The organism is Stenotrophomonas maltophilia group sp. msm4, from assembly GCF_032025605.1.
Lineage (GTDB): Bacteria > Pseudomonadota > Gammaproteobacteria > Xanthomonadales > Xanthomonadaceae > Stenotrophomonas > Stenotrophomonas sepilia.
The window spans coordinates 455,918-469,570 of sequence record NZ_JAVSKK010000002.1 but is presented as its reverse complement, the minus strand read 5'-3'; the positions used below and the strand labels follow the sequence as shown (position 1 = coordinate 469,570).

General features: G+C 66.8%; 17 protein-coding genes and 1 riboswitch. Of the genes, 5 read left to right on the top strand and 12 right to left on the bottom strand.

Annotated elements, in window-relative coordinates; all coding sequences use genetic code 11:
* Positions 1 to 223: 223 nt before the first annotated feature.
* Entirely contained in the window at positions 224 to 577 is a 354-nt protein-coding gene (locus tag ROV93_RS11220) for a hypothetical protein (RefSeq protein ID WP_072167840.1), read from the bottom strand.
* Positions 578 to 1,053: 476 nt separating this feature from the next.
* Here ROV93_RS11220 and ROV93_RS11215 point away from each other — a divergent pair, with 476 nt between their 5' ends.
* Entirely contained in the window at positions 1,054 to 1,464 is a 411-nt protein-coding gene (locus ROV93_RS11215; protein ID WP_072167839.1) for a hypothetical protein, read from the top strand.
* A 128-nt stretch (positions 1,465 to 1,592) separates the two neighbouring features.
* The gene (locus ROV93_RS11210) at positions 1,593 to 1,964 is read left to right on the top strand and encodes a DUF805 domain-containing protein (protein ID WP_072167838.1); all 372 of its coding nucleotides are present in this window, start codon (positions 1,593 to 1,595) and stop codon (positions 1,962 to 1,964) included.
* Positions 1,965 to 2,156: 192 nt separating this feature from the next.
* Here ROV93_RS11210 and thiL read toward each other — a convergent pair whose 3' ends face one another.
* The 5 genes from thiL to ROV93_RS11185 all read right to left on the bottom strand — a co-directional run bounded on the left by thiL (position 2,157) and on the right by ROV93_RS11185 (position 6,077).
* Positions 2,157 to 3,119 carry a thiamine-phosphate kinase gene (gene thiL, locus ROV93_RS11205; protein ID WP_065426826.1) on the bottom strand — a complete coding sequence of 321 codons (963 nt, stop codon included), beginning with the start codon at positions 3,117 to 3,119 and terminating at the stop codon, positions 2,157 to 2,159.
* Positions 3,120 to 3,239: 120 nt separating this feature from the next.
* Positions 3,240 to 3,719: a transcription antitermination factor NusB gene (gene nusB / locus ROV93_RS11200; RefSeq protein WP_072167837.1), complete on the bottom strand. Its 480-nt coding sequence runs from the start codon at positions 3,717 to 3,719 to the stop codon at positions 3,240 to 3,242.
* Positions 3,716 to 4,183 carry a 6,7-dimethyl-8-ribityllumazine synthase gene (ribH, locus tag ROV93_RS11195; protein ID WP_005415267.1) on the bottom strand — a complete coding sequence of 156 codons (468 nt, stop codon included), beginning with the start codon at positions 4,181 to 4,183 and terminating at the stop codon, positions 3,716 to 3,718. Before ribH ends, nusB begins: the two co-directional genes overlap by 4 nt.
* A 170-nt stretch (positions 4,184 to 4,353) precedes the next feature.
* Entirely contained in the window at positions 4,354 to 5,454 is a 1,101-nt protein-coding gene (gene ribB / locus ROV93_RS11190) for a 3,4-dihydroxy-2-butanone-4-phosphate synthase (RefSeq protein ID WP_072167835.1), read from the bottom strand.
* A complete protein-coding gene (locus ROV93_RS11185) occupies positions 5,451 to 6,077 on the bottom strand; it encodes a riboflavin synthase (protein WP_065178777.1) in 627 nt (208 codons plus the stop codon). The genes ribB and ROV93_RS11185 overlap by 4 nt, the downstream gene beginning before the upstream one ends.
* Before the next feature lie 74 nt (positions 6,078 to 6,151).
* A riboswitch (FMN riboswitch) is annotated at positions 6,152 to 6,297 on the bottom strand.
* A gap of 238 nt (positions 6,298 to 6,535) precedes the next feature.
* Here ROV93_RS11185 and ROV93_RS11180 point away from each other — a divergent pair.
* From ROV93_RS11180 to ROV93_RS11170, 3 genes are all read left to right on the top strand, one after another.
* Positions 6,536 to 7,156: a hypothetical protein gene (locus ROV93_RS11180; RefSeq protein ID WP_072167834.1), complete on the top strand. Its 621-nt coding sequence runs from the start codon at positions 6,536 to 6,538 to the stop codon at positions 7,154 to 7,156.
* 150 nt (positions 7,157 to 7,306) lie between these two features.
* Entirely contained in the window at positions 7,307 to 8,206 is a 900-nt protein-coding gene (locus tag ROV93_RS11175) for a hypothetical protein (protein WP_180890814.1), read from the top strand.
* Between the two features lie 114 nt (positions 8,207 to 8,320).
* On the top strand, positions 8,321 to 8,695 hold the full coding sequence (locus tag ROV93_RS11170) for a hypothetical protein (protein ID WP_072167922.1): 375 nt from the start codon (positions 8,321 to 8,323) through the stop codon (positions 8,693 to 8,695).
* A 35-nt stretch (positions 8,696 to 8,730) separates the two neighbouring features.
* Here ROV93_RS11170 and ribD read toward each other — a convergent pair whose 3' ends face one another.
* The 6 genes from ribD to ROV93_RS11140 form a co-directional block, all read right to left on the bottom strand.
* Positions 8,731 to 9,816 carry a bifunctional diaminohydroxyphosphoribosylaminopyrimidine deaminase/5-amino-6-(5-phosphoribosylamino)uracil reductase RibD gene (ribD, locus tag ROV93_RS11165; RefSeq protein ID WP_072167921.1) on the bottom strand — a complete coding sequence of 362 codons (1,086 nt, stop codon included), beginning with the start codon at positions 9,814 to 9,816 and terminating at the stop codon, positions 8,731 to 8,733.
* A gap of 136 nt (positions 9,817 to 9,952) precedes the next feature.
* A complete protein-coding gene (nrdR, locus tag ROV93_RS11160) occupies positions 9,953 to 10,474 on the bottom strand; it encodes a transcriptional regulator NrdR (protein WP_005415256.1) in 522 nt (173 codons plus the stop codon).
* A 144-nt stretch (positions 10,475 to 10,618) separates the two neighbouring features.
* Positions 10,619 to 11,068 carry a hypothetical protein gene (locus ROV93_RS11155; RefSeq protein WP_072167832.1) on the bottom strand — a complete coding sequence of 150 codons (450 nt, stop codon included), beginning with the start codon at positions 11,066 to 11,068 and terminating at the stop codon, positions 10,619 to 10,621.
* A gap of 27 nt (positions 11,069 to 11,095) precedes the next feature.
* Entirely contained in the window at positions 11,096 to 11,515 is a 420-nt protein-coding gene (locus ROV93_RS11150; RefSeq protein WP_072167831.1) for a hypothetical protein, read from the bottom strand.
* A 67-nt stretch (positions 11,516 to 11,582) separates the two neighbouring features.
* The gene (glyA, locus tag ROV93_RS11145) at positions 11,583 to 12,836 is read right to left on the bottom strand and encodes a serine hydroxymethyltransferase (RefSeq protein ID WP_057494411.1); all 1,254 of its coding nucleotides are present in this window, start codon (positions 12,834 to 12,836) and stop codon (positions 11,583 to 11,585) included.
* Positions 12,837 to 13,021: 185 nt separating this feature from the next.
* On the bottom strand, positions 13,022 to 13,474 hold the full coding sequence (locus tag ROV93_RS11140; protein WP_111007848.1) for an RcnB family protein: 453 nt from the start codon (positions 13,472 to 13,474) through the stop codon (positions 13,022 to 13,024).
* Positions 13,475 to 13,653 lie beyond the last annotated feature (179 nt).

Below are 13,653 nucleotides of genomic sequence, written 5' to 3'. Positions count from 1 at the left end.
AAACACGCACGGCGCCGGTTGACTCCGGCGCCGCTTTTCTTTGCTCGTGTAGAGCCAGGCCAACGCTCGGCTACGTTCTGCATCAGCCAAGCAAGCTCGGCGCCGTCAGCAGCGGGAACCCCGAAAACCGGCAGTGCCCTCGGCATCCCGACCAATGAACGCCTGAGTATCAACAAACGGCTCGACGATAGCGAAGGCGAAGGCGAAGGCGAAGGCGAAGGCGTCACTCTGCGCCAATCAGGATAAGGCGGCCGTCGTCTGTGGGATGCAGTTGCAGAAAAACATCCCGGCCATTCTTGTGGAACATGGACCAGCAGACCGCCTGCCAGCCGCGACCACAATTGACCTCGGGAAATCCAAGCACGGTCGGATGCGAGTACTCGCGTGGTATTCCGCTCCACCCCGCTTTCAACAGGGCAGGGCGTAGCGTTCTGTAGTCCATCTCCCATCGCGCGCCCAATGCCTTCAGCGTGCCCGGCATCGGCGACGGATTTTCCTTGTAGCTGCCCATTCTGTAGCCGGGCTCTATGACGTCCGGCGAAGAGGCCAGCAAGAAGGCGATCAAGATAATTTTCATCTCCCCAGCGTAGCGGCATCGCTGAGCCCGGCAACCCCCACTGAAGCCGATGCCACTTCGACGAAGTGGTTGAGCGCACTCGACTCTACGGTGCGAGCGGCGAAGAATGTCGCATTTGGCAAGAGTCGCCATCCGCTACCTGCCAGCGACAAAGTTGCAACGCTTTCGAACTTTCCAACAATTCTCATTGGCGGCACGGGCGCTTCATGCAAATCATGTAGCGCCACCGCCAACGGGTGGCACGGGCTTCCAATCCCGTTAGGTTGATGTGTTGGTTACGCTTGCCTGCCGGCGCCGCTCTTTCCTTGTTGGGTGGCGTCGGCAGGCATTCTGTCCGCGCTTACATGGCGGGCGGTGCGTGGGGGCCTCGTGCCCGCCGGCGCTTCTACATCGACCTCCGGTATTGGAACCACGCACCGTCCGCCACCCCGCTGTTAAGCAGGGTGGCCCCTTGCCGCTTGCACAAGGACGCCGCCATGACCGCTTCCCCCTACCCGCACCTGTTCGCCACCCTGGGCGAGGCCGCCACGCGCCTGCCCGATGACCTGGCCCGCACGCTGGAAGACACCTTCGTCGCGCTGCAGAGCGGTAACAGTGCCGGGGCCATTACCCTGCAGGCCTGCCTGCAGCACATCCGCCAGGGCGACGCCGCCGATGGCCAACCATGGCCCGGCAACAACCGCACGCCCGGGCAGCGCCTGGCCCTGGCGCGCATCGACCGCGCCAATGCGGGGCTGAGTTTCCTGCTGGAACTGCTGCACGCCACCGAACGCGTCCGCGTGGACGGGGATATCGACCAGCACATGGATGACGGCGCGCGCGAAGGGCTGCTGCTGGCCTGCCGTGGGCTGGCCGAGTACGTGGATGTGCAGCTGCGGGCGGCGTGAGCATCCGACGAAGAGAAGTGCGGGTGAGCGCTCAGTTCAGTTGCACGGTGCGCGCAATTGCAACGATTCCGATGGCTCATCATCACAGGAGCACCAATGGTGCGCACTTCTTTTCAGGGAGTGTTTCGATGCACAAGATGATGGTTCCGCTCACCCGCTATGCGCAGTTCACTGGCCGCGCAGGCCGCAGCGAATTCTGGTGGTTCCAGTTGTTCATCATGATCATTTCGATCCCGCTGTATCTGCTGAGCTTCTATGCCGGCTACAGCGGTTCGCAGGGCCTGGCGCTGGTCGTCACCGGCCTGGGCGTAGTGATGTGGCTGGCATTCGTGTTGCCGTCCATCGCGGCCACCATCCGCCGCCTGCACGATACCGATCGTTCGGGCTGGTGGTTGTTGCTGGGGTTCGTGCCGTTCGTCAGCCTGGTGCTGCTGGTGTTTCTGCTGCTGCCCGGCACGCCGGGTGGCAACCGCTTCGGTGCGCCGGTTCCACACGTGTAACCAGCCCGCGTTGGTAGGTGTCGACCTTGGTCGGCACGGCGTTGCCACCGGCTGCTGACACCTCTGTGCCAACCAAGGTTGGCACCTACCAGAGCAACATCGATGTGCTTCACTTGGGGTCAGATCCCTTTGCGGCGCAAAGGGATCTGACCCCACCCCGAAGGTTGACCCAGCAGGGCAGTACCGCTGCTGCTACGCGAAGTGCTGGTAGCCGCCGTCGGCGGCTTCGCCGTCCACGTGTACGCCCTGCCCTTCGGCAATACGGCCGATGCGGGTGAGCGGCACGTCCAGCGATTCGGCCAGGTAGTGCAGCGCGTCGCGCTGGTCGGCGGCGGCGGTGAAGCACAGCTCGTAGTCGTCGCCCCCGCGCAGTGCGCAGTCGCGTGCGGCCTCACGACCGAGCAGTTCACGCAGTGCGTGCGAGATCGGCAGCGAATCGGCATCCACATGCGCGGCCACGTTGCTGCGTGTGGCGATATGACCGAGGTCGGCCAGCAGGCCGTCGGATACATCCACCGCCGCGTGCGCGAAGGCCCGCAGGCGCAGGCCGAGGGTGACGCGCGGCGTCGGCCGCAGCAGTCGCAGGCGCAGGCTTTCGTAGTCGGCCAGCAGCGTGGCGGTGGTTACGCTCAGCGCACCCTGCTGCCACAGCCGCAGCGCACCGGCGGCATCGCCCAGCGTGCCGCTCACCCAGATGTCATCACCCACCCGCGCGCGGTCGCGGCGCAGCGCCTGGCCACGCCCGACCTGGCCCATCGCGGTGACCGACAGCGAGAGCGGGCCGCGCGTGGTGTCACCACCGATCAGCGCGATGTCGTGCTGGTCGGCCAGGGCGAAGAAGCCATCGGCAAAAGCCTCGATCCAGTCTTCAGACGCTTCCGGCAGCGACAGCGCCAGCGTGCACCACGCCGGGCGCGCGCCCATCGCGGCGAGGTCTGACAGGTTGACGGCCAGGGTCTTCCAGCCGATGTCGAAGGCCGGGGTTTCCACCGGGAAGTGCACGCCGCTGTTGAGCGTATCGGCGGTGACCACCAGTTGCTCGTTGGCACGCGGCTGCAGCAGCGCGGCGTCGTCACCGATGCCGAGCAGGATGTCGTCGCGCTCGAGGGTGCGGGCGCGGATGCGGTCGATGAGGGCGAATTCGGCGAGGGACATGGAGCGTTCCCGCTGTTGTACGTGCCGCGCAGGGCGCGGTGGGCGGTAGTGCCGGCCGCTGGCCGGCAACCTCAGGATCCCTGCAGCTGCCGGCCAGCGGCCGGCACTACCACAGGTGGGTCAGTGACCCGATTCGACCTTGCGCCATTCCACGGCGGCACGATCCAGCACGCCGTTGACGTAGGTATGGCCATGTTCGGAACCGAAGCGCTTGGCCGATTCGATGGCCTCGTTGATCACCACGCGGTACGGCACGTCCAGGCGGTAGCGAAGCTCGTAGGCGGCCAAGCGCAGCACCGCGCGTTCGATCGCGTCCACTTCCTCGATGCCACGGTCCAGGTACGGGCCGAGCGCTTCGTCGATGTCGCGACGGTTGTCGAGCACGCCATGCACCAGCGCTTCGAAGTACGCCAGGTCGGCGATTTCGCGGGCCTGCTCGTGGGCGAACTGGGCAATCAGCGACTGCGCGTTGCCGCCGGAGATCTGCCAGGCGTAGATGGCCTGCACGGCACGACGACGGGCGCGCGAGCGCAGCACCGGATCGACGCCATCGCGGCGGATGGGTTTACCGGAGGGCTTGCCCTGGGTGTTCTTGTTCATGGCAGCTGCTCCAGAAGATTGACCATTTCCAATGCGGCGAGTGCGACTTCCTCGCCCTTGTTGCCGTGGCTGCCGCCTGCGCGGGCCTCGGCGTCTTCAACGCGTTCCACCGCCAGCACGCCGTTCAGCACCGGCACGCCGAAATCCAGCTGCACGCGCATCAGGCCTTCGGCACAGCGGTCGGCCACGTGTTCGTAGTGGCGGGTGTCGCCACGGATCACGCAGCCCAGGGTGAGGATGGCGGCGTGTTCATGCGCGGCGGCCAGGCGTGCAGCCACCAGCGGCAGTTCCCAGGCACCCGGCACGCGGATCACGTCGATGTTGGCTTCGGTGATGCCGTTGCCGGCCAGACTCAGGCGGGCGCCTGCGACCAGCGCGTCGGTGATGCGGGCGTTCCAGCGGCTGGCCAGGATGGCGAAGCGCGCCGACTCGGGAGTGCGAAGATCGCCTTCGTAGTGGCTCATATGCGGCTTGGGGGACTCGATAAGGGGGTAATTCTAGCGTGGATGGGCCCCGGCCGTGACTGGCGGGGGCCTGCAGGGTGTGCCGACCAACGGTCGGCCCCCACCGGTAGTGCCGGCCGCTGGCCGGCAATCCCGGGATGCGGTTGCCGACCAGCGGCCGGCACTACTCATTACAGGGTCACCGTCTCCACCACTTCCAGGCCGTAACCGGCCAGGCCGATCTGGCGGCGCGGGGTACCCAGCACCCGCAGCTTGCTTAGGCCCAGGTCGGACAGGATCTGTGCGCCGGCACCGTTGCGGCGCCACTGGCCCACGTCCTTGTCCTTACCCGGCACCACCGGCGCCGGCTGCTGGCGCAGGCGGGCCAGCAGGGCTTCGCCATCGCGCGGGGCCGACAGCACCACCATCACGCCAGCGCCCTCGGCATCGATCGCCCGCAGGGCGTCGGTGGCGGCCACGCCGAAGTCGTCACGGCGCCAATGCAGCAGGTCGGCCAGCGGGTTTTCCACCTGCACGCGCACCAAAGTCGGGGTCTCCGCATCCGGGGCACCCCGGACCAGCGCGAAATGCAGGTCGTGGGCGATGCGGTCGCGGTAGGTCACCAGCTTGAACGGGCCGAATTCGGTGTCGATGTCGCGCTCGTCCACACGTTCAACAGTCTTTTCGGTGGCCAGGCGGTAGGCGATCAGGTCGGCGATGGAGCCCATCTTCAGGCCGTGCTCGCGCGCGAACACTTCCAGCTCCGGGCGGCGCGCCATGCTGCCATCCGGGTTCAGGATTTCCACCAGCACGCCGGCCGGTTCCAGCCCGGCCAGCATGGCCAGGTCGACGCCGGCTTCGGTGTGGCCGGCGCGGGTCAGCACGCCGCCCGGCTGGGCGATCAGCGGGAAGATGTGGCCCGGCTGGTGCAGGTCCGACGGCTTGGCGTTGGGCTTCACCGCGGTGCGGATGGTGTGGGCGCGGTCGTGGGCCGAGATGCCGGTGGTAACGCCCTCGGCGGCCTCGATGCTGACCGTGAAGTTGGTCTGGAACTGCGCGGTATTGGCCTGCACCATCGGCGCCAGGCCGAGGTCGGCGGCGCGGGTGCGGGTCAGCGGCAGGCACACCAGGCCACGGCCGTGGGTGACCATGAAGTTGATGTCCGACGGCTTGACCAGTTCGGCGGCCATGATCAGGTCGCCTTCGTTCTCGCGGTCTTCGTCATCGACGATGACCACCATGCGGCCCTGGCGGATGTCTTCCAGGATTTCCGGAATCGGGGCGAAATTCATGCGGCATCTCCGTGTGGGTGCTGACCGTTGGTCGGCACACTGATCAGGCGCTCCACATAACGGGCGACCAGATCGATTTCCAGATTGACTGCACTGCCCACGCCGGTGGCGGAGAAGGCGGTGTTGGCCACGGTGTGCGGAATGAGGGCGACTTCAAAGCCTTCATCGTCCACTTCGTTGACGGTGAGGCTGACGCCGTCCACGCAGATCGAACCCTTCCTGGCGATGTAGCGGCGCAGCGAGGCCGGCGCGGCGAAGCGCCAGCGCTGGGCACGTGCATCTTCGTGGATGGACAACACCTGGCCGAGGCCGTCGACGTGGCCGCTGACCAGATGGCCGCCGAGGCGGTCGGTCGGGCGCATGGCGCGCTCCAGGTTGATGACCGCACCCTCGCCCAGCTGGCCCAGCGTGGTCAGGCCCAGAGTCTCGGTGGACGCATCAGCCTGGAAGCTGCGGGCGTCGAATGCGATGACAGTGAGGCAGACGCCGTTGATGGCAATGCTCTCGCCCATCTGCACGTTGTCGAACGGCAGATTCCCGACATTGAAGGTGAAGCGGACATCGCCGCCGATGGATTCACGTGCGGCCAGACGGCCGACGCCTTCGATGATTCCAGTAAACAAGTAACGTTCTCCGCGAAAAGTGAGCGAAAAACGCCGCAAGGCAAACAGGTGCACGCAGGGCAAGAGCCCTGTGGCACCGTCTTCTTTCATCCGGACTATGACCGTCGGCTCCGGCATTGGACCGGATCTGCTGACCCCCGGCCGTGGGCCGGGGCGCTCGCGGGCTCGTGCTTGCGCACCTACCGCCGGTGGGGAATTGCACCCCGCCCTGAAGACGTTTGTGTACCGGCGAACCGGTCTGGTCAGTGTACCAGCCCGGCCTGAACGGGTGGGATTCCCGGGGTCGGATCCCTTTCCGCAGGAAAGGGCTCTGACCCCGACCACGTCTGGCCAGCCTGTGACGGCCGTCTCTCGCATTTTGTAAAACTTTCATTAAAATCCGCAGCGGACGACATGAGGTCGCCACGGGCAGCCGCGAGGGCAGGCCCGCCAATGGACTGAAACTCACAGGAATTTCCATGCGCAAGATCCTGATCGTGGCCGCCCTGCTGGCCGCCGCCCCGTTCTCGGCTTCGGCCGAGGCCCTGAGCTACACCTACGTTGAAGGCGGCTGGACCCAGGTCCAGGTTGACGACAACCTGCTGGACGACCCGAAGGTCGACGGTGGCTACCTGCGCGGTTCGGTCGCGCTGGCCGAGCAGGTCTACGTGTTCGGTGGCTGGTCGCGCACCAGCAAGACCCGCCACTACGGCGAAGATTCGCTGAAGCTGGAACTGAACCAGCCGGAGCTGGGTATCGGCTACCACATGCCGTGGACCGACCGCCTGGACTTCACCGCCGATGCCGCCTGGGTGCGCCAGAACGCCGAATCGACCCTGCGTTATGACGGTGTGCGTTACCACGGCAAGGACCACACCAATCTGGGCCGCGTCACCATGGGCATCCGCGGCAAGCCGTCGCGCATGACCGAAGCCTGGGTCAAGGCCGGCTACATGGATGGCGGCAACAACTACAAGGGCACCTGGGTCGGCACTGTTGGCGGCCAGATCAACTTCACCAAGACCTGGGGCCTGGTGGGCGAGATCTCCGGCTACCGCGACGTCACCCAGTACTCGGCCGGCGTCCGCGCCAGCTTCTGATCCAACGGTCGCTCCTCGTCGTGCGATCGAACGGGCCCCGCAAGGGGCCCGTTTTTTTTGCCCCGCGCGTCGGCACGTGATCACAGGGCACCGTCGGGCCTGCGCAAAGATGCGCTAGGCTTGCGCGCCTCTGGAACAGGAAACACCGTCATGAAGACTCCCCTGCGTACCCTGCTGGCCAGCGCCCTGCTGGCTGCCCCGCTGCTGGCTGCCCCGCTGCTGGCCAGCGCCGCCCCGGCCACGCTGACGCCCGAACAGGCCTTCGATCTGTATGCCCGCGTCCTGCTGGAAGACGACGCCGCCGCGACCCGCACCCTCAACGATGCGCTGAAGCCCGCCTTCGACGGCCAGGACGCGGTAACCCCGAACCCGGGCGCATTGGCCAAGGCGCTGGCCGAACCGTGGCAGGTCGTGCTTGCCAGCACCGGCGCCAAGGCCGACGCGGCCGCCAGCGAGGCGATGTATGCCAAGGCCCTGCGTGATTCGAAGTGCCGCGCCAGCAAGAGCGTGATTGAAGACAACGAGTACGTGGACGACCAGAAGCTGGCGCGCATCACCTTCAGCTGCCAAATGCCCGACCTGGGCAAGGTACGTCCGCTGTTCGCCGCCAGCCTTGCCTCCGACGCCAGCCCGGCTTCGCGCAAGCAGTTCACCGACGCTTACAGCCAGGCGCTGCAGAGTGGCGCGCGCGTGCCGGTCAGCGGCACCTTCACCCTGTACCCGGCCAAGGACAACGGCTACTGGTACAGCGGCAACTTCGATGATCTGGTGGGCACCGTGACCGGGGCGCTGGCACCGTTCGAGGAATGGATGCAGGACGTGCAGGCGGCCAGCGCACCGAAGGTGACCGGCGTACCCGGCTGCGACCTGCTGCTGCAGCAGCACCGCAGCTGCGTGGCGAAGATCGCACCCGACCAGATCGGCGGCGTGGATGCGATGGCCGAGGAACTGAAGGCCAAGGCACAGCTCAAGTCAGCCGATGAGATGACGCAGGAGTGCAAGGCGCTGCGCCCGATCGCCGAGATGATGTGGACCGACGAGTGCCCATAAGCACGACGTAGCGCCGTTGCCTGCAGCAGGATCAACGGCACTTTCAGAACCGTTGCATGGTCTTGCGCACACTGCGTGATCAATGCTGTTGCCCTCTTCCACGAGGGCAACAGCATGAAGCACCGCATAACCTCGACCACGGTCCTGCTTGTCGCGCTAATGGCGTGCTGGCAGGCCGAAGCGTCCAGACCCAGGACCTTCTACGTGCAACCTTCGGTTGCCTTCGAGTCGACCCAGCTGCGCGACCGCGACATCGACGCGCAACTGAGCGAGAACGACGATTGCCGCGCGTTCCTGCAGTACCACGATCAGTGCGCACCGTCGGTACTGCCGGACGAGTACGACCAGGGCATCAGCCGGCGCAGGCTGCGGTGGAAGTCAACGCAGCTGACGGGAGAAGCACTCGGTGCCTACTGCCGTGACCTGCATGTGCTGTGGAAGCAGCAATGGAAAGAGCAGTGCCCCGCCCACGAGGACGAGGGCACCTGACAGCTCCGGAACGGGGCCAGTGCCCCGCCATTGCCTCACGGGCGCAACAGCAGCCGGATGTCCTCGCCGATCTGGCGCTGGTCAACCACGTGCAGGCGACGCTGCTGGTCCATGGCATCGATGCCCAGGCCGGCCAGCAGCGGACGACCGTTGTCGCCCAGCAGCGTGGGCGCCTGATACAGCAGCAGTTCGTCCACCCAGCCAGCGCGCAGCAGCGCACCGGCCAGTGTCGCGCCGGCTTCGGTATGCACCTCGTTGATGCCGCGCTCGGCCAGCAGCGCCAGCACCGCGCCCAGGTCCAGCCGCCCTTCAACGCAGGGCACGCTGGCAAATTCGGCGTCGGCCGCATCCGGCGCACTGACCGCCGCATCGTGCAGGTACAGCGTCGGCGCACCGCCCTCGCGCACACGGCTGCATTCGAGCGAGCGCAGGCGCGAATCGAGCACCACGCGCAGTGGTGGCATCACTTCGGTACCGGCCAGGCGCACGGTCAACATCGGGTCGTCGGCCAGCACGGTATCGGCGCCAGTCAGGATCGCACCGGCGCGAGCGCGCCAGTGCTGCACGTCCTCGCGCGCGGCCGGCCCGGTGATCCACTTGGAGCTGCCGTCGGCCATCGCGGTGCGGCCATCGAGGCTGGCGGCCAGCTTCACCCGCAGCCACGGGCGGTTGCGCTCCACGCGCGACAGGAAGCCCTTGTTGAGCTCGCGCGCCGGCGCCGCCATCAGTCCTTCGGCAACCTCGATACCCGCATTGCGCAGCAGATCGAAGCCACCGCCATCAACCTTCGGGAACGGATCGCGCATCGCCGCCACCACGCGCGTCACGCCCGCTTCAATCAGCGCCAGTGCGCACGGCGGCGTGCGCCCGTAGTGGGCACAGGGCTCCAGGGTGACGTAAGCGGTCGCACCGCGGGCCTCGCTGCCGGCTTCGCGCAGCGCGAACACCTCGGCATGCGGGCCGCCTGCGCGCTGGTGCCAGCCCTGCCCTACCACGCGTTCGCCGTGGGCGATCACGCAGCCGACCATCGGATTGGGGCGGGTGGTGTAAGCGGCACGTTCGGCCAGGCGCAGCGCGTTGGCCATGTGCAGGTGGTCGAGGACGGAGAACGAAGGTGTCATGCGGCCATGGTAACGCCGCCGGTGTGGATGCACGCCATCGGCAGATCCACGCCATGCGTGGATGGACACCTCCGTGCCAGCCAAGGTTGGCACCCACCAGATCATGGGCGCCTCCGTGCCACCACAGCGGTGTCGGTCAGCCCTTCTTCTTCTTGGTCAGGGCGATCACATCGCCCAGCAGCTGGAGCTGTTCGGTGCTGGACGGCAGGTCGCGCTCGAGCTTCTCGATCTCCTCGCGGAAATCGGCCACGTCCTCGAAGCTGCGGTAGACCGAAGCGAAGCGCACATAGCCCACGTGGTCGAGCTTGCGCAGTTCGTTCATGACGAACTCGCCTACCTTGATCGAGGGCACTTCGCGCTCGCCGCTGATGCGCAGCTGGTGCACCACCGCACGTACCGCCGCTTCGATCTTGTCTTCGGGAACCGCACGCTTCTGCAGCGCGCGGTCGAACCCCGCGCGGACCTTGCGCTGGTCGAACGCTTCACGGGTGCCATCGCTTTTGACGATGGCCGGCAGCTTCAGCTCGACCGTTTCCAGGGTGCTGAAGCGCTCGCCGCAGGCTTCGCATTCCCGCCGACGGCGAATCGTCGCGCCGTCTTCAGAGACGCGCGAGTCGATGACCCGGGTATCGGCATGTTGGCAGAAGGGGCAATGCATGGAACGCCTGGCTCAGGGAGCAATTGCCACCATCATGGCAGCGTCGCAAAGGTACCTGAGAAAGGGCGCCGCAGCAAATGCTGCCTGCGCGGAAGCGCCTGCATTCTGGCCACCCAGCGTGTCCGACGAGTTGGGGAGCCCGGCTCAACCCGGTGCGGGCGGCGGCGATGCCACGCGTGCCCAGCGCAGCCAGGCCAGGTGCCCGGCCATCACCAGCAGCGGCGGGCCAAACCCGAGAAAGCCCAATGTCGAGATCTCGCCATTGCTGATCGTGAAGTACAGCGTGGCGACGACCACGCCCGACGCGGCCAAGCCACCCAACGCCAAGCCGACCCAGGCCACAACCGGTGATTGGCGCAGGCCGGCAACACCGCGCCACAGGAACAGCCCGCTCAGCCACAACCACGACAGCAGGCCGATGATGCCGGCCGACGACCACAGCAGCAACAGCGTGTACTCGTCGCCCGTCAGGTACTTGCCGTCCCATACGGCCATCAGCCCCAGCATGGCACCCGTGCCGCCTGCCGCCACGGTGGGCAGGCCTACCAGCAGGCCGGCAATCGCCATCGCGCGTTTGTGCAGGCGCTCATCCATGCGTTCGATGTCCTTCCATGGGCCACGTCATGCGCGGCGCTTGATCCACACCAGCATCGCCGCCGGCACCAGCATCGATGGGCCCAACAGCAACAGGGCGATGCCTTCGGCGTGGACGGTGATGCTCCACCACAGCGCCAGCCCCAGCGGGGGTACGGCGGCAAGACCGCCGGCCAGCAGCAGCCACCACCAGAGGCGATGCACCTGCAGCCCGGCACGCCCCTGCAGCAGATACCCGGCGCTGAGCCACAACCAGGCCAGGCAGCCGGCAATGCCGGCGAGGCCCCACAGCGGCATCACCGTCACCGCGGCCAGCGTGCCATGGCCGAACTGGCCCAGCCCCGTCAGCAGCAGCATCGTCGCCGCGGCACCGCCCACCACCAGGCTGGGCAGGCCGAATGCCACCGCCAGGGTGGCGTACAGATACTTGAGGCGGCGCTCATCCATGCGCGGGATTCCTGGTGACGGGGTCAGAGCCCTTCCCTGCGGGAAGGGATCCGACCCCCTGCGCCGATCAGCCGTAGACCGGGTACTTGCGGCACTGCGCGCTGACCGCGTCGCGCACGCGGGCGATGACGGCATCATCGTTCGGCGCGTCCAGCACGTCGGCGATCCAGTTGGCCAGGTCCACGCAGTCCTGCTCGACGTAGCCACGGGTGGTCACGGCCGGGGTGCCCAGGCGCAGGCCCGAGGTCACGAACGGAGAACGCGGGTCGTTCGGCACCGAGTTCTTGTTGACGGTGATGTGAGCCTTGCCCAGCGCCGCTTCCGCATCCTTGCCGGACACGTCCTTGCCGATCATGTCGACCAGCATCAGGTGGTTCTGGGTGCCGCCGGAAACGATCTTGTAGCCGCGCGCGATCAGCGTGTTGGCCATCGCCTGGGCGTTCTTCACCACCTGCTGCTGGTACGCCTTGAAGCCCGGTTCCAGCGCTTCCTTGAAGGCCACGGCCTTGCCGGCGATGACGTGCATCAGCGGACCGCCCTGGATGCCCGGGAACACGATCGACTGCAGCTTCTTGACCAGGTCTTCGTCGGCGCCCTTGGCGATGATGATGCCGCCACGCGGGCCGCGCAGGGTCTTGTGGGTGGTCGAGGTGACGACGTGGGCGTGGTCCAGCGGGCTCGGGTAGACGCCGGCGGCGACCAGGCCCGCGACATGGGCCATGTCCACGAACAGGTAGGCACCGACCTTGTCGGCGATGGCGCGGAAGCGCGCCCAGTCGATCACCTGCGAGTAGGCGGAGAAGCCGGCCACGACCATCTTCGGCTTGTGCTCCAGGGCCAGGCGCTCGACCTCGTCGTAATCGATCAGGCCCTGGTCGTTGACGCCGTACTGCACGGCGTTGAACAGCTTGCCCGAGGCATTGACCTTGGCACCGTGGGTGAGGTGGCCGCCGTGGGCCAGGCTCATGCCGAGGATGGTGTCACCCGGCTGCAGCAGGGCGAAGTACACGGCCTGGTTGGCCTGCGAGCCGCTGTGCGGCTGCACGTTGGCGTAGTCGGCGCCGAACAGCTGCTTGAGGCGGTCGATCGCCAGCTGCTCGGCGATGTCCACGTATTCGCAGCCACCGTAGTAGCGCTTGCCCGGATAGCCTTCGGCGTACTTGTTGGTCAGCTGGCTGCCCTGGGCTTCCATTACGGCCGGGCTGGTGTAGTTCTCGCTGGCGATCAGCTCGACGTGGTCTTCCTGGCGCTGGGTCTCAGCGGCGATGGCCTTGGCCAGTTCGGGATCGTAGGTTTCGATGCGGACGTCACGCGGGAACATCGGGTACTCCAGCAGGCAGGGAAAGGGGTACGGCTCAGCCCCTGATTGTAGCCCCGCACCGGCCTGCCGGGGCCGGAAAGGCCGGGGCCGGCACTCCCGAAGGAATCCGGCCCCGTATGGTTTCGAGGGACGTTGTGGGATCACAGCCCTTTCCGTGGAAAGGGATCCGACCCCAGCCGCGATCCTCAGCGACTGTTGATGATGTAGTCGGCGATGATGCCGGTCGCCACCGCCACCAGCAGCATGTTGCCGCGGTCGTCGCGGATCCAGTGGTGCCCATACGGCGGGCGGCGCAGGTGGTAGCGCGGGTAGTCGTTCACCACATAGATCGGGCCGCGGTAGTAATCGCGGTAGCGGTGGCCGACCTTCCAGCCGTAGCCCGGGCCGTAGGCCGGGCGGTAGACCACGCGCGGCGGCGGCGGGGCCGGACGGTAGTAGCGGTCGTGGTCGCGGTGCCAGTCTCGGCGGTCGCGCTCCCAGTCGCGGCGTGCCTCGCGGCGGTCGCGTTCCCAGTCACGGCGGTCCTGTCGCCATTCGCGGCGGTCCTCGCGCCACTCGCGGCGGTCATGGCCGCGACGGTGGTCGTTGTCGGCAAAGGCCGGGGCCACGGCGCTGGCCATTACTCGATTGATGCGCATGTCAGACCTCTGCTTGGGTGGTGGTGAGCCCATACTGCGCACCCGATCTGAACCGTTTCCGGCTGGAAACGCTTCCCGCTGCAGGACTGTGACGAAGTATTCAGGCCGCGGCCAGCCAGCGCCCCTGCCACGGGCGCGGCCCGGAACCGGTTCCGGCTATAATTGGCGGTATTCCTTTC